This is a genomic window from Pseudomonas sp. yb_2 (assembly GCF_043103905.1).
GTDB classification, from domain to species: domain Bacteria; phylum Pseudomonadota; class Gammaproteobacteria; order Pseudomonadales; family Pseudomonadaceae; genus Aquipseudomonas; species Aquipseudomonas alloputida.
Genome location: NZ_JBICKH010000006.1, coordinates 67,137 through 88,517, shown reverse-complemented (window position 1 = coordinate 88,517; position 21,381 = coordinate 67,137). Strand labels below are relative to the sequence as shown.

Annotated in this window: 20 protein-coding genes; 15 read left to right on the top strand and 5 right to left on the bottom strand. The window is 65.2% G+C overall.

All coding sequences use genetic code 11. The annotated features are described in order from the left end of the window. Window positions 1-69: 69 nt before the first annotated feature. Complete coding sequence (gene mltF / locus ACF8FB_RS01545) at window positions 70-1,527, bottom strand: membrane-bound lytic murein transglycosylase MltF (protein WP_020193355.1); 1,458 nt, start codon at window positions 1,525-1,527, stop codon at window positions 70-72. A gap of 288 nt (window positions 1,528-1,815) precedes the next feature. Here mltF and purL point away from each other — a divergent pair, with 288 nt between their 5' ends. Both purL and ACF8FB_RS01535 read left to right on the top strand, forming a co-directional pair. Then, window positions 1,816-5,715, top strand: a complete 3,900-nt coding sequence (gene purL / locus ACF8FB_RS01540) for a phosphoribosylformylglycinamidine synthase (RefSeq protein ID WP_010952214.1) — start codon at window positions 1,816-1,818, stop codon at window positions 5,713-5,715. A 3-nt stretch (window positions 5,716-5,718) separates the two neighbouring features. Beyond that, window positions 5,719-6,030, top strand: coding sequence for a YqfO family protein (locus ACF8FB_RS01535; RefSeq protein WP_010952215.1), 312 nt, complete (start codon window positions 5,719-5,721; stop codon window positions 6,028-6,030). A 41-nt stretch (window positions 6,031-6,071) separates the two neighbouring features. On the opposite strand, the gene tatC is transcribed toward ACF8FB_RS01535, so the two are convergent. From tatC to tatA, 3 genes are read right to left on the bottom strand one after another with little or no spacing between them, the layout of a single operon-like run. After that, window positions 6,072-6,833, bottom strand: coding sequence for a twin-arginine translocase subunit TatC (gene tatC, locus ACF8FB_RS01530; protein WP_003255015.1), 762 nt, complete (start codon window positions 6,831-6,833; stop codon window positions 6,072-6,074). Then, window positions 6,830-7,120: a Sec-independent protein translocase protein TatB gene (tatB, locus tag ACF8FB_RS01525; RefSeq protein WP_350298245.1), complete on the bottom strand. Its 291-nt coding sequence runs from the start codon at window positions 7,118-7,120 to the stop codon at window positions 6,830-6,832. The genes tatC and tatB overlap by 4 nt, the downstream gene beginning before the upstream one ends. After that, a complete protein-coding gene (gene tatA / locus ACF8FB_RS01520; RefSeq protein WP_012051370.1) occupies window positions 7,120-7,353 on the bottom strand; it encodes a twin-arginine translocase TatA/TatE family subunit in 234 nt (77 codons plus the stop codon). Before tatA ends, tatB begins: the two co-directional genes overlap by 1 nt. A gap of 145 nt (window positions 7,354-7,498) precedes the next feature. On the opposite strand from tatA, the gene gspK reads away from it, so the two are divergent. Then, entirely contained in the window at window positions 7,499-8,464 is a 966-nt protein-coding gene (gene gspK, locus ACF8FB_RS01515; RefSeq protein ID WP_010952217.1) for a type II secretion system minor pseudopilin GspK, read from the top strand. 129 nt (window positions 8,465-8,593) lie between these two features. Here the strand turns inward: gspK and ACF8FB_RS01510 are convergent, their stop codons facing one another. Further along, a complete protein-coding gene (locus tag ACF8FB_RS01510; protein ID WP_392509154.1) occupies window positions 8,594-10,669 on the bottom strand; it encodes a PhoX family protein in 2,076 nt (691 codons plus the stop codon). A 224-nt stretch (window positions 10,670-10,893) separates the two neighbouring features. On the opposite strand from ACF8FB_RS01510, the gene ACF8FB_RS01505 reads away from it, so the two are divergent. The 12 genes from ACF8FB_RS01505 to ACF8FB_RS01450 are packed head-to-tail and all read left to right on the top strand — an operon-like array spanning window position 10,894 to window position 21,322. Next, window positions 10,894-12,534, top strand: coding sequence for a lipoprotein UxpA (locus ACF8FB_RS01505; protein WP_049588491.1), 1,641 nt, complete (start codon window positions 10,894-10,896; stop codon window positions 12,532-12,534). After that, on the top strand, window positions 12,534-12,956 hold the full coding sequence (locus ACF8FB_RS01500; RefSeq protein ID WP_049588493.1) for a pilus assembly protein PilZ: 423 nt from the start codon (window positions 12,534-12,536) through the stop codon (window positions 12,954-12,956). Before ACF8FB_RS01505 ends, ACF8FB_RS01500 begins: the two co-directional genes overlap by 1 nt. 21 nt (window positions 12,957-12,977) lie before the next feature. Beyond that, a complete protein-coding gene (gspD, locus tag ACF8FB_RS01495) occupies window positions 12,978-14,714 on the top strand; it encodes a type II secretion system secretin GspD (RefSeq protein ID WP_392510969.1) in 1,737 nt (578 codons plus the stop codon). After that, window positions 14,714-16,162 carry a GspE/PulE family protein gene (locus tag ACF8FB_RS01490; RefSeq protein WP_392510968.1) on the top strand — a complete coding sequence of 483 codons (1,449 nt, stop codon included), beginning with the start codon at window positions 14,714-14,716 and terminating at the stop codon, window positions 16,160-16,162. Before gspD ends, ACF8FB_RS01490 begins: the two co-directional genes overlap by 1 nt. Before the next feature lie 3 nt (window positions 16,163-16,165). Next, window positions 16,166-17,368 carry a type II secretion system inner membrane protein GspF gene (gene gspF, locus ACF8FB_RS01485; RefSeq protein WP_392510924.1) on the top strand — a complete coding sequence of 401 codons (1,203 nt, stop codon included), beginning with the start codon at window positions 16,166-16,168 and terminating at the stop codon, window positions 17,366-17,368. Window positions 17,369-17,385: 17 nt separating this feature from the next. Next, a complete protein-coding gene (gene gspG, locus ACF8FB_RS01480) occupies window positions 17,386-17,820 on the top strand; it encodes a type II secretion system major pseudopilin GspG (protein ID WP_003254997.1) in 435 nt (144 codons plus the stop codon). A 3-nt stretch (window positions 17,821-17,823) separates the two neighbouring features. Further along, window positions 17,824-18,255: a type II secretion system minor pseudopilin GspH gene (gene gspH / locus ACF8FB_RS01475; protein WP_060489318.1), complete on the top strand. Its 432-nt coding sequence runs from the start codon at window positions 17,824-17,826 to the stop codon at window positions 18,253-18,255. After that, window positions 18,252-18,620, top strand: coding sequence for a type II secretion system protein GspI (locus ACF8FB_RS01470; protein ID WP_392510923.1), 369 nt, complete (start codon window positions 18,252-18,254; stop codon window positions 18,618-18,620). The genes gspH and ACF8FB_RS01470 overlap by 4 nt, the downstream gene beginning before the upstream one ends. After that, window positions 18,617-19,207, top strand: coding sequence for a type II secretion system protein (locus ACF8FB_RS01465; RefSeq protein WP_392510922.1), 591 nt, complete (start codon window positions 18,617-18,619; stop codon window positions 19,205-19,207). The genes ACF8FB_RS01470 and ACF8FB_RS01465 overlap by 4 nt, the downstream gene beginning before the upstream one ends. Continuing rightward, on the top strand, window positions 19,204-20,280 hold the full coding sequence (gspL, locus tag ACF8FB_RS01460; RefSeq protein WP_392510920.1) for a type II secretion system protein GspL: 1,077 nt from the start codon (window positions 19,204-19,206) through the stop codon (window positions 20,278-20,280). The genes ACF8FB_RS01465 and gspL overlap by 4 nt, the downstream gene beginning before the upstream one ends. Further along, a complete protein-coding gene (gene gspM, locus ACF8FB_RS01455; protein WP_010952229.1) occupies window positions 20,277-20,663 on the top strand; it encodes a type II secretion system protein GspM in 387 nt (128 codons plus the stop codon). Before gspL ends, gspM begins: the two co-directional genes overlap by 4 nt. After that, the gene (locus ACF8FB_RS01450) at window positions 20,660-21,322 is read left to right on the top strand and encodes a hypothetical protein (protein ID WP_392510918.1); all 663 of its coding nucleotides are present in this window, start codon (window positions 20,660-20,662) and stop codon (window positions 21,320-21,322) included. Before gspM ends, ACF8FB_RS01450 begins: the two co-directional genes overlap by 4 nt. Window positions 21,323-21,381: the final 59 nt, after the last annotated feature.

Below are 21,381 nucleotides of genomic sequence, written 5' to 3'. Positions count from 1 at the left end.
AGCCCGCTCCTACAGGTTCTGCGCAAATCTTGTAGGCGCGGGTTTGCCCGCGAAGAGGTCCTGACAGGCTTACATCGGCGACGACTTATCCGCTGGCTTGTCCTTGTTGACCCCGGGCACATGCAGGTTGCCCTCGGCCACCTGGCCTTCGAGCTGCGGCTGGGTCACCCAGGTGAGGATGTCGTAGTAACGGCGGATGTTGGCCACGAAATGCACCGGTTCGCCCCCACGGGCATAGCCGTACTTGGTCTGCCGGTACCACTGCTTCTGAGCCAGCCGCGGCAGCATCTTCTTCACGTCCAGCCACTTGTTCGGGTTCAGCTTCTCGCGCTTGGCCAGGGTGCGGGCATCTTCAAGGTGGCCGCCACCGACATTGTAGGCGGCAAGGGCGAACCAGGTGCGGTCCGGCTCCTTGATGCTGTCGTCAAGCTCTTCCTTGATCTTCATGAAGTACTTGGCGCCGCCCTGGATGCTCTGCCTCGGGTCCAGGCGGTTGGACACACCCATGGCCTGGGCGGTGCGCTGGGTCAGCATCATCAGGCCGCGCACGCCGGTCTTGGAGGTGACTTCCGGCTGCCACATCGATTCCTGGTAGCCAATGGCTGCCAGCAGGCGCCAGTCGACCTGCTCGACCTTGGCGTAGCTCTTGAAGTGCTTCTCGTACTTGGGCAGGCGCTGTTGCAGATGCTGGGCGAAGGTGTAGGCGCCGACATAGCCAAGTACGTCGACATGACCGTAGTAGCGGTCCTTCAATCGCTGAAGGGTGCCGTTTTTCTGTGCCTTGTCGAGATACTCGTTGATTTCGTTGAGCAGGCTGTTGTCTTCGCCTGCGGCCACTGCCCAGCGCTGGTCACGGGTTTCGCCCAGATCGAAGGCGACCCGCACGTTGGGGAAATACACCTGGTTCATCGCCAGTTCGTTGGAGTCCACCAGGGTCAAGTCGATCTGACCTTCGTCCACCATGCGCAGCAGGTCGACCACTTCGACGGCGTCGGATTCCTCGTATTGCAAGGCCGGGTACTGCTTTTTCAGCTCGGCCAGCTGGTCAGCATGGCTGCTGCCCTTGAGCACCATGATCTTCTTGCCGACCAAACCCTTGGCGCCGGTGGGGCGCGGGCGGCCGTTGCGGTAGATGACCTGCGGGGTCACCTCCAGATAGGGATGGGAGTATCTCACCTGGGTTTTGCGCCGCTCACTGCTGACCAGGCCGGCGGCAGCCAGTACCGGGCCGGAGGGCTTGCCGAGGGCGTCGTACAGCTCGTCCAGGTTGTCGGCGGTCTCGATCTGCAGCTTTACGCCGAGATCGTCGGCGAAATGCTGGACCAGTTCGTACTCAAAGCCGGTTTCGCCGTTACGGTCCTGGAAGTAGGTTGCCGGGCTGTTGCGTGTGATCACGCGCAGCACGCCATCCTCCTTCACGCGCTCGAGGGTGCTGGGTTTTTCAACGCAGGCACCTAGCAGCAGAAAGAGTCCGGTTGCGAGAAGCCATTTGGCGCAACGCTGGCGCAAAGCAGTGTGGGCGAACATAGGTTGCAGTATACGCAAAGGACTGGCCCAACCATATCTCGACAACGGTTAGCTTGTCTGGTAGCGGGTTGTGTGGTTGGGGGAGGGGGGATTGCATGAGGGCTATCAGGTGCCCGGTTTGAGACATTTAGCGCTCGATCTCGTCTCAAGACGGACACCTCTGAAAACTGACCCCGAAGTCCGGTTCCGCCGCCCGGCAGGCGTGGCTTAGAGCAGGTGCCGAAAGCCATCGAATTAGGCTAGAATGCACGGCCTCTAAGCACACCCCTTCCTGAGGCTGTCCCGACGATGTTGATCCTGCGCGGCGCTCCTGCCCTTTCTGCCTTTCGCCACGGTAAATTACTTGAGCAACTGAGCCAGAAAGTCCCCGCTGTTACTGGTTTGTATGCCGAATTTGCCCACTTCGCCGATGTCGACGGCGAGCTGACCGCCGACCAGCAGCAGGTGCTGGGCCGTCTGCTCAAGTACGGCCCGAGCGTGCCGGTACAGGAGCCGACGGGTCGTCTGTTCCTGGTGGTACCGCGCCTGGGCACCATTTCGCCATGGGCCAGCAAGGCCAGCGACATCGCCCACAACTGCGGCCTGCAGTCGATCCAGCGCCTGGAGCGCGGCATCGCCTACTACGTTGCCGGCACCCTGAGCGACGCTGATGCCGAACTGATCGCCGCCGAACTGCACGACCGCATGACCCAGCGTGTGCTCGGCCAGCTGGAGCAGGCCGCTGACCTGTTCAGCCACGCCCAGCCCAAGCCAATGACCTCGGTCGACATCCTGGCCGGCGGTCGCGACGCCCTGGCCAAGGCCAACATCGACCTGGGCCTGGCCCTGGCCGAAGACGAGATCGACTACCTGGTCAATGCCTTCCAGGGCCTCAAGCGCAACCCGAACGACATCGAACTGATGATGTTCGCCCAGGCCAACTCCGAGCACTGCCGCCACAAGATCTTCAACGCCAGTTGGGATATCGACGGCCAGGCCCAGGAAAAAAGCCTGTTCGGCATGATCAAGAACACCTACCAGATGCACAACGAAGGTGTGCTGTCGGCGTACAAGGACAACGCCTCGGTGATCGTCGGCAACGTTGCCGGCCGCTTCTTCCCGAACCCTGAAACCCGCCAGTACGGCGCGGTGCAGGAGCCGGTGCACATCCTGATGAAGGTGGAAACGCACAACCACCCGACCGCCATCGCCCCGTTCTCCGGCGCCTCCACCGGCTCCGGTGGCGAAATCCGCGACGAAGGTGCTACCGGCCGGGGCGCCAAGCCCAAGGCCGGCCTGACCGGCTTCACCGTGTCCAACCTGCGCATTCCGGGCTTCGAACAGCCTTGGGAGCAGGCCTATGGCAAGCCCGAGCGTATCGTCGACGCCCTCGACATCATGATCGAAGGCCCTCTTGGCGGCGCTGCGTTCAACAACGAATTCGGCCGCCCGGCCCTGACCGGTTACTTCCGTACCTTCGAGCAAGCCATCAACACCCCGCACGGTGAAGAAGTGCGCGGCTACCACAAGCCGATCATGCTCGCCGGCGGTATGGGCAACATCCGTGAAGACCACGTGCAGAAGGGCGAAATCACTGTCGGCGCCAAGCTGATCGTGCTCGGTGGCCCGGCCATGCTGATCGGCCTGGGCGGCGGCGCTGCTTCGTCGGTGGCTACCGGTGCCAGCTCGGCTGACCTGGACTTCGCTTCGGTACAGCGCGAAAACCCGGAAATGGAGCGCCGTTGCCAGGAGGTCATCGACCGTTGCTGGCAGCTGGGCGACGAAAACCCGATCGCCTTCATCCACGACGTGGGCGCTGGCGGTATTTCCAACGCCTTCCCTGAGCTGGTCAACGACGGTGGCCGCGGTGGTCGCTTCGAGCTGCGCAACGTGCCCAACGACGAGCCGGGCATGGCCCCGCACGAAATCTGGAGCAACGAATCGCAAGAGCGTTACGTGCTGGCCGTCAGCGCGGTCGACTTCGAGCGCTTCAAGGCCATCTGCGAGCGCGAACGTTGCCCGTTTGCCGTGGTGGGTGAAGCGACTGAAGAACAGCACCTGACCGTCAGCGACAGCCACTTCGGCAACACCCCGGTAGACATGCCGCTGGACGTGCTGCTGGGCAAGCCGCCGCGCATGCACCGTTCGGTTACCCGCGAAGCCGAGCTGGGCGATGACTTCGACCCGAGCGAGCTGGACCTGGACAGCGCCGTCCAGCGCGTGCTGAACCACCCGGCCGTGGCCAGCAAGAGCTTCCTGATCACCATTGGCGACCGCACCATCACCGGCCTGGTTGCCCGCGACCAGATGGTCGGCCCGTGGCAGGTTCCGGTGGCCGACTGCGCCGTTACCGCCACCAGCTTCGACGTCTACACCGGTGAAGCCATGGCCATGGGCGAGCGTACGCCGCTGGCGCTGCTGGATGCCCCGGCGTCCGGCCGCATGGCCATCGGCGAAACCCTGACCAACCTGGCGGCTTCGCGCATCGAAAAGCTGTCCGACATCAAACTGTCGGCCAACTGGATGTCCGCTGCTGGTCACCCAGGTGAAGACGCACGCCTGTACGACACCGTCAAGGCTGTCGGCATGGAGCTGTGCCCGGAGCTGGGCATCACCATTCCGGTCGGCAAAGACTCGATGTCGATGAAGACCAAGTGGAGCGACGAGGGCGTCGAGAAGAGCGTCACCTCGCCGATGTCGCTGATCATCACCGGCTTCGCCCCGGTCACCGACATCCGCAAGACCCTGACCCCGCAACTGCGCATGGACAAGGGCGAGACCGACCTGATCCTGATCGACCTGGGCCGCGGCAAAAACCGCATGGGCGCCTCGATCCTGGCCCAGACCTACGGCAAGATCGCGGCCCAGGCACCGGACGTCGACGACGCCGAAGACCTCAAGGCCTTCTTCGCCGTGATCCAGGGCCTGAACGCCGACGGCCACCTGCTGGCCTACCACGACCGTTCCGACGGCGGCCTGGTCACCACCGTGCTGGAAATGGCCTTCGCCGGCCACTGCGGCCTCGACCTGCAACTCGACCCGCTGACCGACAGCAAGGGCGAAGTGCCGGCCATCCTCTTCAACGAAGAGCTGGGTGCGGTGATCCAGGTTCGCCAGGATGCTACCCCGGACGTGCTGGCACAGTTCAGCGCTGCAGGCCTGGGTGAAGAGTGCGTCGCGGTGATCGGCAAGCCGGTCAACAACGCTGAAGTGACCATCAGCCTGAACGGCGAAGTGCTGTTCGACGATGACCGTCGCATGCTGCAGCGCCAGTGGGCTGAAACCAGCTACCAGATCCAGCGCCTGCGCGACAACGCCGACTGCGCTGATCAGGAGTTCGACCTGCTGCTCGAGGAAGACAACCCGGGCCTGTCGGTGAAGCTGGGCTTCGACGTCAACGACGACATCGCCGCGCCTTACATCAAGAAGGGCGTGCGCCCGCAAGTGGCCATCCTGCGCGAGCAGGGCGTCAACGGCCAGGTCGAGATGGCTGCTGCCTTCGACCGCGCCGGCTTCGCCGCCATCGACGTGCACATGAGCGATATTCTCGCTGGCCGTGTCGACTTCGAAGCCTTCAAGGGCCTGGTCGCCTGTGGCGGCTTCTCGTACGGTGACGTGCTGGGCGCTGGCGAAGGCTGGGCCAAGTCGGCGCTGTTCAACGCCCGTGCCCGTGACGCCTTCCAGGCCTTCTTCGAGCGTACCGACAGCTTCGCCCTGGGCGTGTGCAACGGTTGCCAGATGATGTCCAACCTGCACGAGCTGATCCCGGGCACCGAGTACTGGCCGCACTTCGTGCGCAACCGCTCGGAGCAGTTCGAGGCCCGCGTGGCCATGGTCGAAGTGCAGAAGTCCAACTCGATCTTCCTGCAGGGCATGGCCGGTTCGCGCATGCCGATCGCCATCGCCCACGGCGAAGGCCATGCCGAGTTCGCCAGCGAAGAAGCATTGCTGGAAGCCGATGTGTCCGGTTGCGTGGCCCTGCGCTACGTCGACAACCATGGCAAGGTCACCGAAGCCTACCCGGCCAACCCGAACGGCTCGCCGCGTGGTATCACCGGCCTGACCAGCCGCGACGGCCGCGTGACCATCATGATGCCGCACCCGGAGCGTGTGTTCCGCGCTGTGCAGAACTCCTGGCGCCCGGACGAGTGGCAGGAAGATGCCGCGCTGATGCGTATGTTCCGCAACGCACGGGTGTGGGTGAACTAAGGCGTGTACAAGCTCGCCTTCTTCGTCCCCGCCAGCCATGTCGAAGTGGTCAAGGCCGCTGTGTTCGCCGCGGGCGGCGGGCGCATCGGTGACTATGACCACTGCGCCTGGCAAACCCTTGGCCAGGGCCAGTTCCGCCCGTTGGACGGCAGCCAGCCGTTCCTCGGGCAAGCGGGCCAGGTCGAGGCGGTGGAAGAGTGGAAGGTGGAGCTGGTGGTGGCTGACGAGCTGATTGTGCAGGTCGTCGCTGCGCTCAAGCAGAGCCACCCGTACGAGACGCCAGCCTATGAAGTCTGGCGGCTCGCCGAGTTCTAGAACGCATCACGGCTATTCGCGGGCACGCCCGCGAAAGGGCCCTACAATCCAGCCACAATCTCCTTGCCTGGCTCCGGCCGCTTCAACATTCCACAAGCCAGCAACCCCACCTCGAACAGCACCCACATCGGCACTGCCAGCATCGTCTGCGAAAACACATCCGGCGGTGTCAGGATCATCCCCACCACAAAGCACCCGACGACCACGTAGGGCCTGCTGCGCCGCAATGTGGCCACATCGGCCAACCCTGCCCAGACCACGATGAACGTCGCCACCGGGATCTCGAACGCCAGCCCGAACGCCAGAAACAGCGCCAGGATAAAGTCCAGGTACTGGCTGATATCGGTCATCATCGCCACGCCGTCCGGTGTCACGCTGGCAAAGAAACCGAACATCATCGGGAAAACCAGAAAGAACGCGAACGCCATGCCGGCATAGAACAAAACGATGCTCGATACCAGCAGCGGCAGGGCAATGCGCCGTTCACGGCGGTACAGCCCCGGCGCCAGAAAACCCCAGGCCTGATGCAGCAGCAGCGGCATGGCCAGGAACAGGGCGCACATCGCGGTCAGCTTGAACGGTGCCAGAAAGGGCGAGGTGACGCTGGTGGCGATCATGCTCGCGCCTTCCGGCAAAAAGCGCCGTAGCGGCTCGGATATGAGCGTGTACAGCGTCTGGGCAAAGGGGAACAGGCCGGCGAACACCAATGCCACCAGCGCCAGGCAACGCACCAGGCGTTTGCGCAGGTCGCGCAGGTGTTCGGTCAGGGGCATGCTCGCGGCAGGGTCCATGGCGATACTCATGAAGCATTTTCCTTGGGCAGCACGGCCGTAGCCGTATCATTGGCCGGTTCCGCGTTCAGGCTGATGCCCTGGCGGATCTCCTGTTCCAGGCGTTGCAGAGGTGCCTGGTCGAGGTTGGGCATCTCGATTTCGCGCTCCACCTGCGTGCGCAAGGCGTGCATGGCCCGGCGCGCCTGGCCCAGGCCGCGGCCGAGGGTGCGGGCTGCCACCGGCAGGCGCTCGGGGCCCAGCACCAACAGCGCGACGACGCCGATCAGCAGCAACTCGCTGAAGCCGACCTCGAACATCAGGCCTGGCGGTCCGCTTGAGATTGCTGGGCAACTTGGCCGTTCAGCGGGCACTGTTGCTGCACGTGCGCCTGGTCAGCGGCGTTGGCGTCATTGTCACCACCCATGGACTTGCGAAAACCCTGGATCGCCTCGCCCACATCGCTACCCAGGCCCTTCAGGCGCTTGGTACCAAACAGCAAGAACACGATCAGCAGTACGATCACCAGTTGCCAGATTCCAATGCCACCCATAGCGACCACTCCTGTAAGGTCATGAAAAGGAAGGGCAATCCTGCCTTGTCTAGATGACGAGCACATGACGAACGGGCACTGCCATCTACCTGAAACACCCCGCGTGTTGACTGGCGTTTTTATTCCGCGAGCGAGGCACGCACCGATGGGTGGAAGGCAACAGCAGGGTGCGGCCCTGTTGATGGTGATGGTGGTGCTGGCAATGCTGGCGGCGGGCATGGCCTGGCTGGTGGAAGATGGCCGGCGTCAGGTCGACGAAGTGCGCCTGCTGCACCAGCGAGTGCAGGTGCGGGCCATGGAGCAGGCCGGCCTGGCCTATGCCGGGCAGGCCCTGCGGGACCCTGCCTGGCGGCTCAGTCCGCTGTTCTGGCAAGCCTTGCGCGGGCAGCCGCTTAACTACGATTTTGGCGCTGGCCAGGCGCAGTTGCGGGTACGCGACCAGCACACCTGCTTCAACGTCAATGCGTTGCTGGGTGCCGATGGCGAACGCGCCGAGCGCCAGTTGCGTTATTTGCTGGGCAATGACATGGCGGCCGAACGCCTGGTCGATGCCCTGGCCGACTGGCTCGATGCCGACAGTGATGCCCGCCTGCAGGGCGCCGAGAGCGCCCAGTACCTGCGTCAGCAACCGCCACGGCTGGCGGCTGACCAGCCGATGCTCGACACCAGCGAGCTGAACCTGTTGCTGGAGCCGGACGCCAGCCGCCAGGCGCGTTACCCGATGCTGTGCGCCTTGCCCCAGACCACGGGTTGGCGGCTCAACGCCAATGCGCTGGGGTTGGAGCATCTGCCCCTGCTGGAGGCGCTGTATGAAGGGCGTTACTCGCGTTCGTTGCTCAGTCGCATTGTCAGCGGCAGGCCGGCGTCGGGGTTTGTGGACGCGGCTGCACTGCGTCAGGCGCTTGGGGCGGTGGATGACGAAACGTTCGAACGGTTGAGCGAAGGGCTGCTGCTCAACAGCGGGCATTTTCTGTTGCAGCTGTCGTTCGAGGAAGAGGGGCGGGTGATGCGCAGCGAATTCCAGGTGGAGGCGCTGGGGGTGGTGCAATGGCATGCCCGTGTACCTGCGCAACAAGTGCGGGTGCGTAGCCGGGAGCCGATAGCCTGGTAACGTTCACCGACCTCTTAGCGGGCAAATCCGCCCCTACGCTGGTTCTGAAACCAGTGAACCCCCCGTAGGCGCGGGCTTGCCCGCGAAGAGGCCGGTACAGCCAGCAAAAGTTGGCTGACCGGCACGGGATCAAACGGTCCCGATCTCCCCACCATCAATACGCTGGATCACCACCGTCGAAGCCCGCGGCCGTACAGTAGCCCCAGCCGGCGTTGCATCGGTTGCCTTGTCGGTATACGGCCAGTTGTCCGGGTGTTGAATGTTGACGAACAGCGTCTTGTTGTCCGGGGTAAAGGTAATCCCGGTCACCTCGCAACCATTTGGCCCGACAAAGAAGCGCCGCAGGTCCACCTGGTTCTGTGCGTTCACCGGCACCTGCTTGCCGCTGGCATCCACCAGGTCAGTAGGGATCACCGCCAGCAGCTGGTCGTTGGTGTAGTCGGTCAACGTGGTTTCGCCGTTGTCGGTCTCGAACCACAGCACGCCGCGGCTATCGAAGCTCATGCCGTCGGGGCTGGCGAACTGGTTCAGTTCGGTCAGGCCGGAGCGGTTGATGTCGGCGGTGCCGGCAGCGTTGGCGCCGAACACGAAGATGTCCCAGGTAAAGCTCAGCTGGTCGTCGCTTTCGTGCCAGCGAATGATGTGGCCGTGGCGGTTCGGGCCGCGTGGGTTCGCTGCATCGACCTTGTCCGGGGTGCGTGCACTGTTGTTGGTCAGGGTCAGGTATACGTCGCCGTTCAGCGGGTTGACCGTGGTCCACTCCGGGCGGTCCATCGGCGTTGCGCCCACGGCATCGCCGGCACCACGGGTGTTGAGGATGATGCCCGGCAGGTCACCATACAGCGCACCCAGGGTGCTGCCGGCGGTGGTGGCGGTGGCCACGTCCAGCAGCAGCCATACACCGGTGCCGTCGGCATTGAAGCGGGCCACGTAGAGCTTGCCTTGGTCGAGGTACTTGGCGCCGGTGGCCAGGCGGTCGGCCGGGGTGGCGTCGGCGGGGTCCCACACGGCGGTGGACACCCACTTGTACAGGTACTCGTTGTTCGAGTCGTCACCCATGTACCACACCAGCGGCTTGCCGGCGACGGGCAGGCCGGGGGCGCAGCCTTCGTGACGGAAGCGGCCCAGCGCGGTGCGTTTGGTGGCCAGGGTGCTGCTGTTGTACGGGTCGATCTCGACGATGTAGCCGTAGGTGCTGGCTTCGTTGCGATAGTCGTCGGTGGCGCTGGCGCCTTTGACGGTAACGTCGAAGCGGGCGAATTCGTCGTCCACTTCGCTGGCGTCACCGGCAGCGCTTTCCCACTTGTACTGGCCGCTGGAAGTGCCCACGCCAATGCGGCGCTGGTCCTCGGGGCGGGTGCCTTTGTTGACGAAAATGCCCGGCCAGTTCTCTTCGCAGGTCAGGTAGGTGCCCCACGGGGTATAGCCGTTGCCGCAGTTGTTGTTGGTGCCACGGCAGTGGGTGCCAGCAGTGGAGTATTTGGTCTTGACGTGGTCGGTGCCACGCAGCGGGCCGGTGATCTCCATGCGTGAAGCAGTGGTGAAGCGACGGTTCAGCGGGTCGTTGTCGACCACCTGCCAACGGCCGTTGATTTTCTGCAGGCGTACGACGCCCGCACCGTGTGCGTTGATTTCCTTGCGCACTTCTTCAACTGGGCGCTTGCCGTTGACATCGGTAGTGGGGCCGGCCGGGTGCAGGGCGGCAGTGTCGATGTACTCGAAATTGATCGCCAGCAGGCCGTCTTCCGAGCTGCCGTTGATGGGGAAGAAGTGCATGCCGTCGTGGTGCATGCCCATGGCGTTGGCCTGGTCGGTCGAGGTGTTGCTGCCGTCGGACTTCCACGGGTTGCCGTTGCTGTTCAGTGGCGTACCCCAGGGCGCCAGCACGTAGGCGCTGTAGCCGGCGGCGACCACACAGGCGTCGGTGCGCGAGCCTGGGATGGACTGGAAGCCCAGTGCCAGTTTCGGCACTTCCGGCTCGGTGACTGGCGGTTCGGTCACCGGTGGCTCGGTGACCGGATCATCGTGATCGGAACCACCACCGTCGAAGCAGCCTGTCAGGCCGGTACCGGCAATCATGGCGATGGCGGCGCCCAGGCTGCCGCGCATCACGCTGCGGCGGCTCAGGTAGGCGTCCATGACGTTGGCCATCGGCAGGTTGCCGCTTTGGTTCCGGTCCAGGTTGTCGCCGGTATCTCGACTCATCAGGGTGTCCTTGTGTTGGCTGAGTTGGAGGAAACCGCGACTTTAAGGCGCAAGTGTGATGATTCCTTGGCAGAAATGTTAACGAGCTTTTAAAACTGCCAGTTCTTAAATTTTTGGTCTACAGATCAAATTGGAATTGCTGTCGGATTTCTGCCATCAAACTGTAATGCCAACGCCGCAACATCCGGGTCCCTGAATGGACGTGGTTAAGGATGGCGGATGCGATGGCGAGCAGTGTGCACAGGCGCGAAGTGATCGGCTGGATGGGTATCGGTGCCTTGGCACCGCTGCTCGGCGCCTGCACAGCCTTCCCAGGGCAGCAGGGCGGCAATGCCCAGCTCGACTTGCTGTACGTCGCCGATACCCTCGATGCCCGCCAGCCTGGCCAGGCGGTGGTACCGGCTACCCGGTTGGGGCCGGTCAGCCACTTGGGCCGTGCGCCCTGGATGACCGGCCGCAGCGCCAGTATCGCCTACCCGCAACTGGCGCCGCTGCTCGATGCCCGCCAGGCAACGACAGCCCAGCTGGGCGGTTATGCGGTACTCGCGGCGTTGCTGGAACAACTGCGTGGCGAGGCCGGTGCGGGCAACAGCCTGACCCTGGAAAACGGCCAGGGCTGGAATGGCAGTGGCCTGGCCTACCTGACCCAGGGCGAAAGTGGCGTGCAAGGCAGCCAGCTGCTGGGCATCGAAGCGCGGGTCAGCAGCGATGAGCGTGTGCTGTGGCCGCAACGCAGCACGGGCCTGTATCGCCAGGCCAGCGCCATTACCCTCGGCGCCGGGCTGGCTGACGCACAACGCCAGGCACTGGGCGTGCAAGCCCTGCACGTTTTCGAGCGCGGCGGTGCCCGTATTGCAGTGGTTGGCGTGACCGACCCGTACGCCCAGGACCAGAAAGCCTCACTCAAACAGTGGTACCAGTCTCTGCTGCCGGTATTCGAACAAGCCCGGCACGAGGCTGACCTTGTGGTGGCCATGGCCGATGCAGGCACGGGCCCCGGCCTGTGGCTGGCTGAACGGGTGCCGCAAATCGACGTGCTGTTGTGCGCCCGTGGTCAGGACCTGTGGCCCGCACCGGTCGAGGCCACCCAGGCCAGCGGTCGGCGCGTGCCGGTGCTGTTTGCCGGCTGCCGGGGCAGCGGTGCCTTCCGCCTGCGCTGCCAGCGTGTGGCCGGCCAGTGGCAGTTCGACGGGCGTTTTTTCCCGGCCTTTGAACAGCAACTGGCGCCTGCCGCGCAGCTGCGTGTCGCGCAATTGCAGGCGCAACTGCGCCAGCAACGGGCCGGCCACGCGGCCTGGCTCGACCAGCCGCTGGCCCGCGCGCCCCAGGCCTTGTGGCGCCGCGATACCCGTGGCGGTAGCTGGGACTGCCTGCTGCATCAAGCCTTGGCCGACGATAGCAGCATGCCCGTGTTGCTGCCGGGCTTGCGTTATGACTACCCGCTGGCAGCGGGGGCGGCCATTACCCGCGAACATCTGATCAGCCTTACCGGAGGCTACCCCGCGCCAGTGGTCGAGGCACCGGCCCGGCAGGTTGAGCAAGTGCTGGAAAACGCCGCTGAGCAATTGTTCGGTGACCCGCTGCTGCTGGACAACAGCCAGGACCTGCCGCGCTGGCAGGGCCAGGCCTGGAGCGTCAGCTACAGCCCGCAAGGCAAGCGCATCACGGGGTTGGAGCCGGTGCAGGGCCTGTGCCGCACCTTTGGCCTGCAGTTCGAAAGCCAGGCCGGCGAGCCACTGTGGCAGCGGGTCGAGGCCTGGCTCGCCCGCCAGCCTGAGGATTGGCAACTGGCGCCGCTGCAACTGCCCGAAGTGCGTTACGTGCAGGGGCACCCAGGCTGGCACCCACGGCAATTGGCCTCGTGATGCTCACCTCGCGTCTGCTCACCGGTGCTGGCCTGACCCTGGCCGGCTGGCTTTCTGCGCAGTGTGTGCTGCAGTTGAGCCGGCAGCCACACCCGGCCACGGCGCCTGCGGTGGCCGACAGCCCGCTGCCCGGGCTGATGGTTGGTCACTGGCAGGCGCCGCCCGACGACGGCGCCATCACCATCACTCGTCTGCCGCTGCAATACCTCGGCGGCCTCAAGGCCCAGCCATTGGCCGCCAGTGTGGTGGTGCTGCGCTACGGCGAGCAAGTGCGCACCCTGGCCCGCGGTCAGCGCCTGGCGCCAGGGATCGTGCTGCAGGACATCGACAGCGATGGCCTGATTTTCAACAACCAGGGGCGGCGTGAGCGCCTGCCCTGGCCGCCACGCCCCGCCGTGACCGGCTTCAAGCGGCAAGGATGAACGATGCCTGTTAGATACTGCATGGCGGCTGCGCTGAGCCTGGCCTTGTCCATGGCCTATGCCCAAGAGCCGGTGTTCGATGACAACGGTACGCCGATGTACGAAGTGAATTTCGTCGATACCGAACTCGGCGAGTTCATCGACAGCGTGTCGCGCATCACCGGCACCACCTTCATCGTCGACCCCCGGGTCAAGGGCAAGGTCACCGTGCGCACCGTCGACCTGCACGACGCCGACGCCATCTACGACATCTTCCTGGCCCAACTGCGCGCCCAGGGCTATGCCACCGTCGACCTGCCCAACGGCAGCGTGAAAATCGTGCCCGACCAGGCCGCGCGCCTGGAGCCGGTGCCAGTGGAGGCGGGCGGGCAGCAGGGCGAGGGCAGCGACAGCGTGGCCACCCGCGTATTCAGCGTGCGCAACGCCGCCAGCGAACAGGTACTGGGCATCCTCAAACCGCTGATCGACCCGCGGGTTGGGGTTATTACACCGTACCCGGCGGCGCACCAGTTGGTGGTGACTGACTGGCGCAGCAACCTCGAACGCATCGCCAGCCTGCTGCGCCAGCTCGACCGCCCTCAAGAGGCACCGGGCAGCGGCAGCACCCAGGTGATCTACTTGCGCCATGCCAATGCCGGCGAAGTGGTCAAGGTGCTGCGAGGGCTCAGCCAGGAAGGGGCGGTGCCGGTTGAAGGCGCGGGTGAGGCAGAGGGCAAGGACCGGCCGGTGGTGCCAGCCGCCGGTGGCTCGGGCATCCGCCTGGAATACGAAGAAGGTACCAATGCCGTGGTCATGGTCGGCCCCGACAGCGAGCTGGCGGCGTACCGGGCCATTGTCGAGCAACTGGATATTCGCCGTGCCCAGGTGGTGGTCGAAGCGATCATCGCCGAGGTGTCCGACAGCAGCGCCCAGGAGCTGGGCGTGCAGTGGCTGTTCGCCGACGAGAAGTTCGGCGCCGGTATCGTCAACTTCGGCAGTAACGGGGTGAATATCGCCAGCATCGCCGGCGCCGCCGCCAGTGGCGACAACGAGGCCCTGGGCGATCTGTTGTCCACCACCACCGGTGCCACGGCGGGCATCGGCCATTTCGGCGGTGGCTTCAACTTCGCCATGCTGGTCAACGCGCTGAAGGGCAAGAGCGGCTTCAACCTGCTGTCCACGCCCACCTTGCTGACCCTGGACAACGCCGAAGCGTCGATTTTGGTCGGCCAGGAGGTGCCCTTCGTCACCGGCTCCGTGACGCAGAACAACGCCAACCCGTACCAGACCATCGAGCGCAAGGAAGTCGGGGTGAAGCTGCGCATCAAGCCGCAGATCAATATCGACAACAGCGTGCGCCTGGACATCGTCCAGGAGGTGTCGTCGATTGCCGACACCAGCTCGGCCAGCGACGTGATCACCAACAAGCGCGAGATCAAGACCAAGGTCATGGTCGAGGACAACGGCCTGGTGATACTTGGCGGGCTGATCAGCGACGAGTTGAGTACCAGCGACCAGCGTGTGCCACTGCTCGGCGACATTCCTTATCTTGGCCGGTTGTTCCGCTCCGATGCCACCCGCAATACCAAGCAGAACCTGATGGTGTTCATCCGCCCGCGTATCCTGCGCGACGGGCCGAGCCTGGCGGGCCTCAGTGAAGACAAGTACCGCACCTTGCAGCAGACCACACCGCTGCAGTTGCCGGACCTTGCAGAGGGCACGCGGCTGTTGCAGGTATTCCCCGCCAGCCGCGCACGCCTGGAAGGCGGTGACTGGTGATGCTGCCCTATCGCCAGGCACGGCAGAGCGGAGTGGCCATGGCTCCGGCAGAGCAGGGCTGGCAGCTATGGCTGCGGCCCGACGCCGACAATGCCCAGTTGCAGGAGTTGCTGCGTGTGCATGGCCAGCCAAGCCTGCTCGAATACCTGGAACCTGCGCTGTTCGACGAGCGCCTTGGCCAGCTGTACCAGGCCGGCGATGCCGCCACCGAAGCGTTGATCGAAGGCATCGGCGACCAGGTCGACCTGGATAGCCTGATGAGCGAGATGCCGCGCATCGAAGACCTGCTTGAAAGCGACGACGAAGCCCCGGTGATCCGCCTGATCAACGGCCTGTTCGGCCAGGCGCTGCGGCTGCGCGCCTCGGATATCCATATCGAGACCTTCGAGCAGAGCCTGGTGGTGCGTCTGCGGGTCGATGGCCACCTGCGTGAGGTGCTGCGTCCTCCACGTGCGTTGTCGGCCATGCTGGTATCACGGATCAAGGTCATGGCCCGCCTGGACATTGCGGAAAAGCGTCAGCCCCAGGACGGCCGCATCACCTTGCGCGCGGCGGGGCGCGAAGTGGACGTACGAGTCTCGACCTTGCCCGGCATCCACGGCGAGCGGGTGGTGATGCGCGTGCTCGACAAGCAGGCCAGCCTGCTGGCGCTGGATAACCTGGGCATGCCGGCAGCGGTATTGCAGGGCCTGCGCAGTTGCCTGGCGCGGCCCAACGGCATTGTGCTGTCCACCGGGCCGACCGGTTCGGGCAAGACCACGACCTTGTACGCCAGCCTGAACAGCCTCAACGATGGCAGCCGCAACATCCTCACCGTCGAGGACCCGGTGGAGTACGCCATCGCCGGCATTGGCCAAACCGCCATCAACCCGCGTGCCGGGCTGACGTTTGCCAGTGGCCTGCGCGCCATCCTGCGTCAGGACCCTGACGTGATCATGCTCGGCGAAATCCGCGATCAGGAGACTGCGCAGATCGCCGTGCAGGCCAGCCTCACCGGCCACCTGGTGCTGTCGACCTTGCACACCAACAGTGCGGTAGGCGCAGTGACCCGCCTGCGCGACATGGGCATCGAGCCCTTCCTGATCGCCTCGTGCCTGCGCGGCGTCCTGGCCCAGCGCCTGGTGCGGCGTTTGTGCAGCTGTGCCGTGGCGCACCCGCTACAGGCTGCCGAGCGCGAGCTATGGCCTGAGCTTGCGGCGTTGGGCTGCTCTTATCACGCCGTGGGTTGCGAGCAGTGCCAGGGCAGCGGTTATATCGGGCGACTGGGGTTGTACGAATTCATCGAGCTGGACGCTGGGCTCATCGGCCTGTTGTACGACGGCGCCAGTGAGCTGGCCATGCAGGACTATCTGGCTGACCGGCGCCAAAGCCTGGTGGCGATGGCCAGCGATTGCCTGGCTCGCGGTGAGACCAGCCTGGCCGAAGTGCTGCGCGTGGTGCAGGGCTAAGGCATGCCGACCTATCTCTACCAGGCCGTTGACCTCGCCGGCAAATCGCACAAGGCCAGCCTGCAGGCTGACAGTGAACGCCACGCCCGCCAGCTGTTGCGCGAGCAGGGCCTGTTCGCCCGCCAGTTGCAGCGTCATGACGCCGGCAGCCGACAACCCCGACGCCAGCGCCTGAGCCGCGCCCAGCTGTGTGAGCTGACCCGTCAGCTGGCCACCTTGACCGGGGCCGGCATTCCCTTGGTCGATGCCCTTGCCACCCTTGAACGGCAACTGCGTCAGCCTGCCCTGCACAGTGTGCTGGTGGCCTTGCGCGGCTCACTCGCCGAAGGCCTGGGCCTGGCCCGCAGCCTGGCCCGGCAGGGCGCACCGTTCACTGGCTTGTACTGCGCGCTGGTCGAGGCCGGCGAACGTTCCGGGCACCTGGCCCAGGTGCTGACCCGCTTGGCCGACCACCTGGAGCAGGTGCAACGCCAGCAACACAAGGCCCGCACAGCGCTGATCTACCCCGCTGTGCTGATGGGTGTGTCGCTGGCCGTGGTGATTGGCCTGATGACGTTCGTCGTGCCCAAACTCACCGAGCAATTCGCCCATGCCGGGCAAAGCCTGCCGCTGATCACCTCGTTGCTGATCGGCCTGAGCCAGGGGCTGGTGCACGCCGGGCCCTGGTTGTTAGGGGTGGCGCTGTTGCTCGGGGGGCTGGCTGGCTGGTTGTTGCGCAAACCGCACTGGTGCCTGCGTCGCGACCAGCTGCTGCTGCGCCTGCCGCGTATTGGCAACCTGCTGCAGGTGCTGGAAAGCGCGCGTCTGGCGCGCAGCCTGGCGATTCTCTGTGGCAGTGGCGTGGCCCTGCTCGAAGCCTTGCAAGTGGCCACCGAAACCATCGGCAACCGGCGTATCCGCCTGGCCATGGAGCAGGTGCGCCAGCACGTGCAGGGCGGCACCAGCCTGCACCGTGCGCTGGATGCCAGCCAGCAATTCCCGCCGCTGCTGGTGAACATGGTTGGCAGCGGCGAGGCCAGCGGCACCCTGGCGGACATGCTCGAGCGCGTGGCCGACGACCAGGAGCGCGGCTTTGCCCGCCAGGTCGATACCGCCATGGCGCTGTTCGAACCCCTGATGATCCTGGTGATGGGCGCCGTGGTGCTGTTCATCGTGCTGGCGGTGCTGCTGCCGATCATGCAACTCAACCAGGGCCTGCAATTGTGACGACGAGGAGTATTGCCATGCAGCATCGACGTAACCGCCAACGCGGTTTCACCCTCATGGAAATCATGGTGGTGATCTTTATCATCGGCCTGCTGATTGCCGTGGTAGCGCCCAGCGTGCTGGGCAACCAGGACAAGGCCATGAAGCAGAAGGTGATGGCCGACCTGGCCACCCTGGAGCAGGCGCTGGACATGTATCGCCTGGACAACCTGCGCTTCCCCAGCAACGAACAGGGCCTGGCCGCGCTGGTGAAAAAGCCGGCTCAGGAGCCGCTGCCTCGGGCCTGGCGCAGTGATGGCTACGTGCGTCGCCTGCCGGAAGACCCGTGGGGCACCCCTTATCAGTACCGCATGCCCGGTGAACATGGCCGGGTCGATGTGTACTCGCTGGGCGCCGATGGCCTGCCGGGCGGCGAAGGCCAGGATGCCGACCTGGGTAACTGGGCGCTGTAACCGGTGCGCGGTCAGCGTGGCTTCAGCCTGATCGAGCTGCTGGTGGTGTTGGCTATCGCCGGGCTGATGACCGGGCTGGCGGTGGCCGGCCTTGGCAACGGCCAGGCCAGTGTCGAGCAGGCCCTGCAACGGCTGGCGGTCGAGGTCCGCGGCCAGGCCGCACTGGCCCGGCATGCGGGGCAACTGCGCGGGTTGCGCTGGAATGGCCAGCGACCGGAGTTCGTCCGCCGCGAGGGCAATGCCTGGGTGGTCGAAGCGGTCCCGCTCGGCGACTGGCCCAAGGGCCTGCACCCGGACTGGCCGGCCAGCCCGCAACCGCGCGTACTGTTCACGCCGCATGGCTGGGCGCAGGCGGGTAGCGTGCGCTGGCGCTGGGCCGATGGCAGTCAGCAATGGGCCTGGAGCCGCACCGATGGCATGTGGTTAGTGCCATGAAGCAAGCACAGCGTGGTTTCACTCTGCTGGAGGTGACCGTAGCCCTGGCAATCGCTGCTGTGCTGGCGGTGATCACCAGCCAGGTACTGCGCCAGCGGCTGGCAGTGCAGGACAACCTGCAACAGCACCGCCTTGGCCTGTTGTGCGCGCGTGAGCTGCAAGCCCGCTTTGCCGTCGAGCAGTACTGGCCCGCCGAAAACCAGGTAGCTGGCGAGCTCGGCCAAGGTGGCCAACTGTGTCACTGGCAATTGCAACTGCGCCGCACCGGCGTGCGAGACCTGCGCCGTGGCGAACTGCAATTGTTCGCCGACCGCGACCAGCGCCTGCCACTGGGCCAGTACACCGTGTTTCTGGAGCACCCATGAAACACCGCCAAACCGGCCTGACCCTGATCGAACTGATGGTCGCCGTGGCCCTGACTGCCGTTCTTGGCATCATGCTCGCCGCGCTGGTCAATGGCTGGCTGAAGGTGCGCGAACGCCTGCAGGACACCACTCGGCAAACCTCGGTGCTGGACTTTTGCCTGGCCCTGGAGCGGCGCTTCGACAGCCCGGTGCTGCGCCGTGTCTACGACCAGCGTCTGCCGCTGGCCAGCCGTTGGCTGGACTGGCAGCCCGCCAGCAACCAGTTGCTGTGGGTCGCCAGCACCGGCCTGCCGGCAGCCGAAGGTGGCTCGCGCCTGCAACGCCAGCGCCTGCGGTTCGAGGCCCGCGAGCAACGCCTGCTGCTGGAAAGCTCGGCGGACTTGTACGCCGCTGTCGCCCCGCGCTGGGTACAGCGCGAACGACTCGACCAGGTCAGCGCCATGAACGTTCTGTACTACCAGGGCGGCCGCTGGCTGGCCTGGCCTTCTGACCAACCGGTGCACCCAGGTCGTGGTGTGCGTCTGGAACTGCTGCGTGATGGAGCCACCTATGTCTGCACCTTCGCCCTTCCATGGGGGCGCTCATGAAACTTGAATGGCGGCGGCGTATGCCGGCCCAGGCGTGGCTGCTGCTGCGCCCGGGTGCTGTCTGGCACTGGGCACTGGTTCAGGACGGTATTTTGCAAAGCGAGGGGCAGGGCGAGCCACCGGCCAACCCGCAGGCCCATGTTGCGCTGATTCTGCCTGCCGAGGCGTGCAGCCATTTTCGCGTGCCGGCCCCGCCCGGGCTCAAGCGCGAAGAGTGGCCTTTGCTGCTTGAGGATCGCTTGCTGCAGGCCCCGCATGAGGTGGCCTGTGCTTGCCTGGCCCGTGAACCGGGGTACCTTCGTCTGCTGGTAGTGGCGCGTCAGCAGCTGGATGACTGGCGTGGCCAATGCGCCGAATGGGGCTTGCAGACGGTACGTTGCTGGGCGGAGCTGCAGCTGCTGCCACCACCCGAGCCAGGATGCGCCTGGCAATGGCAACGCACCCCCGGCATGTCGCTCTACAAAGGCTTGGCCGAAGATGGACAGGAGCACTGGCTGGCGTGGCCTGATGCCTTGGGTGGCGTGCCGCAGCCACCGTGGGCAGGGCTGCACAAGACGTTGCTGAGCGGCAATTGGCCAACCGTATTTGCGCCGCTCGACACACTGCCCGGCCTGTTCGACCGCGCCCGCAAGGTGCGCTCGTTGCCGGCGGCGTCCCGCCAGCAGCAGCGGCTGCTGGCAGCTTGCCTGGTGCTGGCCACCGTTTGGGGTGGCCTGTGGTTGAGCCAGCAATGGCGTCAGGCACAACTCTGGCGTAGCCAGGTCATTGCCGTGACCGGCGAGCAGGCCAGCCCTCGGCACGCGGCACAGGCCCTCAAGCGCCTGCGCGAGAGCGTACTGCAGCAGCAACTGCGTACACGTCAGCTCGACGACCTGCAGGCTCGCTTGCAGACCTGGCTGCGTGACAACCCCGGCTTGCGCCTGCAAGCGGTGCGCTTCGATGGTCAGCGTTGGCACCTGCGCCTGGAGGGCGAGGGCAGTGCGCCGCCATGGCCTGATATGGCGGCTGCCGCTGGCGCCACAGTGCAGGTTCAAGATGGCCAAGTGATCTTCGACCTGGGAGCAGCCTCATGAACCGTGACTGGCTGCAGCGTCATCGCATCACGTTCGCCTGGGGACTGATCGCCCTGCTGCTGGCCTTCCTGGCCCTGCGCGAAGGCATTGCGCAATGGCGCGTGCTTGGCCAGTGGCGTGTGCTGGCCGAACAGGCGGCCAGCCTCCAAGGCGGGCCCGGTTTGAACCTGGAGCGGCTACGTCAGTCGGCCCAGGCCCGTGGGGTCGAACTGATTGAAGTCGATACGCAAGGCAAGGCCTGGCAACTGCGTGGGCAGGTGGCCGATGAGCGCATGCTGCAAGGCTGGGTGCAGAGCCTGCGTGCAGAAGGCGCATTGCCGTTGCAATGGGGGCTGGAGCAGCAGGGCAAGGCTTTGCGATTCGACCTGGTGGTGCAGCCATGAGCCGCAGTGCAGCAATGGCCTGGGTGCCACTGGTATTCGTGCTCACGCTGTTTATCGAGCTTCCGGCCAATTGGGTGGTGCGTGCGTTCGGCCTGCCGGTACGCGATGTTGGTGGAAGCCTCTGGCAAGGGCAGGCACAACAATGGGGGCCGGTCGGGCCTTTGCGCTGGACGCTGCAGCCCTGGCGCTTGCAGGCTAATGCGCAAGTGGGGTTCCAGGGCCAGGCCTGGCAGTTGCGTGCAGAAGGCTGGCCTTGGCATTGGCGGCTGGAGGCATCAGCCAAGGGGGCTTTGGCGACGGTCTCGACGGATTACCGCCTGGCCGGCCAGTGGCAGGGTGTGTTGAGGATGCAGGGGGCAGGGCGCCAATGCCAGGCCAGTGAAGGCCGCGTGATCGTAACCGACCTAGCCCTCAGCGACCCTTGGTCCCTGGGCCTTGGGCACGGCTGGCTGGAAATGGATTGCCGCAGTGGCTGGCACCTGCGCGGGCAGTTGGCGCAGCAAGGGCAACATCAACTGACCGTGGATGCCGACCTGCCAGGACGCCAGGCGCAGGTGGTGTTCCAGCTGCAGCCTGAAGCGCAGCTGACGCCATTGTTGCGTGGGGCTCAATGGCTTGGACCGCAGGCCCTGGCGGGGCAGCGAGACCTTCGTTGGTAAGCAACAACGTGGCGCGGCCCCCTGTAGATAGGCTGTTGGCGGTCGAGCTTTTCTGAGGT